Origin of the sequence: Candidatus Symbiopectobacterium sp. (assembly GCF_020054415.1) — a bacterium.
In the GTDB taxonomy this organism is placed as follows: domain Bacteria; phylum Pseudomonadota; class Gammaproteobacteria; order Enterobacterales; family Enterobacteriaceae; genus Symbiopectobacterium.
In genome coordinates, this window is sequence record NZ_JAHWCO010000036.1 from 1 (window position 1) to 2,303 (window position 2,303).

Consider the following 2,303-nt stretch of genomic DNA (forward strand, 5'->3'; position numbering starts at 1 on the left):
CATTGTTAGCAAGCTGTATACACAGCGTATTGAGCGTACACATCTGACACTGCGTAACCGATTGCAACGGCTCAATCGCAAGACGCTCGGATATTCAAAATCATCCGAAATGCACGATAGGATCATCGGTACTTACATCGAACGTGAGTACTATGTTTGATGCTACATCAACTCATTGAATAAACGACCTGTAAATAGCGTTTTTCCATCACGATATTATTTACCACCGGGTAGGTGACACCGGTAAAACAATCAGCAAACACCGCCGCATCGGCCATATAGCGGTACAAACCACGCATTGCCATCGGGGTAGTAGGCAACGGCGCTTTGGTCGCCGTCAGACGATAGGTGTTGGAGGATACAATCGGCGCACCGTCACGATCAAGCATTTCCAGACCATTATCCAGCGGTCTGAAGTAACTTTTTTCGCCTTGCACATCGGTGAGCACGAGCTTATCCGCCGTTCGCGCCCATCTGCCATAGGTGGCAAACACGCGGTTGCCGGGGCGATCGGTTTGATAATGATGCTGCAGTATAAACGTGCCATTTTCAGCCAGGAATAATGACGTATCGATACCGGCACAATCTGCACAAGGCAATACACCACGATAACTCTGCGCCATGGGCTGCAATGCTTCCTCACGCACTGGTTTGGGCGTATGACATCCCATCAACCCTGCTGCCACAAAAACCAGTAGTAAGCCAAGCGCCATTTTTTTCACGCTATTCTCCTCCCCATCTTCTCCTGTCACCCAAGATCATGACGATTATTGGGCCGGTTGCCACTCTGTAAAGATAATTTCCAGATTATTCTTATCATCAGACAACCACACCGAACGATCCTGAAGGGTTGCCTGTAACGTCATCGTGCGCTGTGTCATTGCAGCCAACGCCTGCAATTGGCGATCGTCTAAAAAACGGACGGCAAGATTACGATACGGCCGCAACTTTTGCTCCATCTATTGCCACCAAACATGGGCCGCTCGCTCACCATAGACATAGAGCACAACGTTCGGAGACTGGTTGCAGGCTTTTTTGAGCCGACGCTCATCTGGCAACCCCAATTCAATCCACAGCTTCAGCGCCAGTGTATCATCACGCAACCAGATTTCCGGTTCGTCATAGGCACATAACCCCTTGGTGAAGCGTAAATTTTCATCCGCATGACAGATCCACGCCAGCAGCCGTAGCATCACACGCTGTTCAGTTTCTGAGGGGTGCTGCGCCAAGGTCAAATTGGCATAGTAAAAAAAGAGCGGTCCAAATCCGCAATGTTCACTGCTGCTTTATAACTCGTTGCTTTTAATGCCATTCGATACCTCTTCTCCGTCTGCAACCAGTGTACCTTGTGAACCGGTGAGACGCACAGCATACCGATAACAATTCAGAAAACAGACCGGTCACAGCGCCAAGTATATTGTGTAAAAAGGTTAAAATTGTGCGCTAACTGAAGCATTACTTAACACCGGAATGCTGATATCCTGCTGATGCCTATGCTATAGTCCTTTTGATAACGAATACTTATTTTCGTGGGATTATCTCCCCTTATCAGCAAAAAACGAGGCCATCGCGGCGACAACAGGCACAAAAGCCTACGGCGTTGGACTTCCAAGGGAGGATATTGTGCAGCAACATTCTGAATTGGTTCGTCGTTTATACGCGGAGATCGCCAGCGGCAATCTGGGCTACATACCCGATGCATTAGGTTGTGTTTTGCAAACTCTGGATGGGATCGCAGCCAATGGCGACTTGCCGTCCACCGTCAGGGAACAGGCTGCCTTCGCCGCAGCTAACTTATTTGTGAGCGATTATGTCAATGAGTAACGAATATCAACCCATCAATTGTGATGATTACGATAGCCTTGAGGCTACGTGCCAGCAACATCTGACGCTGACGCTCGAGTTGCGCAGCGGTGAAACCCTTACAGGCAAGGCCAAGGATATTGTCTCGCGCAAGCAAGTGGAATATCTTGTGGTGGAAGAAAATGGCGCACTGCGAGAGTTGCGTCTGGATCATATCGTGAGCTTCAGCAATCCAGGTATCGGCAAAGTGGTGGTGAGTGAATCCTGATTGGTCACACAACCAACACGCGATACAACGTTTAGTCAACGGACAACCTAAACCTAGGTTGGGTCGTGTATTCAATATGTTGATTGCAGTGTGAAATGTCCGGTTTTGGATGTGGAATACAGTGGCTAAAGTTGATGTAAGATGCCCGTTTTGTGAACAGACATCTCCTGTGAAAAAACACTGTTATGGCAAAAGTGGCCATCAGCGTTACCGTCGTCAGTCATGCAAACAC

At 48.5% G+C, this 2,303-nt stretch carries 5 protein-coding genes and 1 pseudogene; 4 read left to right on the forward strand and 2 right to left on the reverse strand.

Annotated features, from left to right (window positions below; all coding sequences use genetic code 11):
• On the forward strand, positions 1-160 hold a 160-nt coding region (locus QZ506_RS01300), incomplete at its 5' end, for an IS1 family transposase (protein WP_291968502.1).
• 7 nt (positions 161-167) lie between these two features.
• Here the strand turns inward: QZ506_RS01300 and QZ506_RS01305 are convergent.
• Positions 168-713 (reverse strand): copper resistance protein NlpE N-terminal domain-containing protein, encoded by a 546-nt coding sequence (locus tag QZ506_RS01305; protein WP_291968503.1) that lies wholly within the window; start codon positions 711-713, stop codon positions 168-170.
• 54 nt (positions 714-767) lie between these two features.
• A pseudogene (locus QZ506_RS01310) lies at positions 768-1,312 on the reverse strand (YaeQ family protein).
• Between the two features lie 311 nt (positions 1,313-1,623).
• Between QZ506_RS01310 and QZ506_RS01315 the strand changes: the two are divergent.
• The 3 genes from QZ506_RS01315 to QZ506_RS01325 all read left to right on the forward strand — a co-directional run.
• On the forward strand, positions 1,624-1,824 hold the full coding sequence (locus tag QZ506_RS01315; RefSeq protein WP_291968500.1) for a YaeP family protein: 201 nt from the start codon (positions 1,624-1,626) through the stop codon (positions 1,822-1,824).
• Positions 1,811-2,071, forward strand: a complete 261-nt coding sequence (gene rof / locus QZ506_RS01320; RefSeq protein ID WP_222158377.1) for a Rho-binding antiterminator — start codon at positions 1,811-1,813, stop codon at positions 2,069-2,071. Before QZ506_RS01315 ends, rof begins: the two co-directional genes overlap by 14 nt.
• Positions 2,072-2,192: 121 nt before the next feature.
• Positions 2,193-2,303, forward strand: a 111-nt coding sequence (locus QZ506_RS01325; protein ID WP_367272950.1) for an IS1 family transposase, incomplete at its 3' end; no start/stop codon positions are given.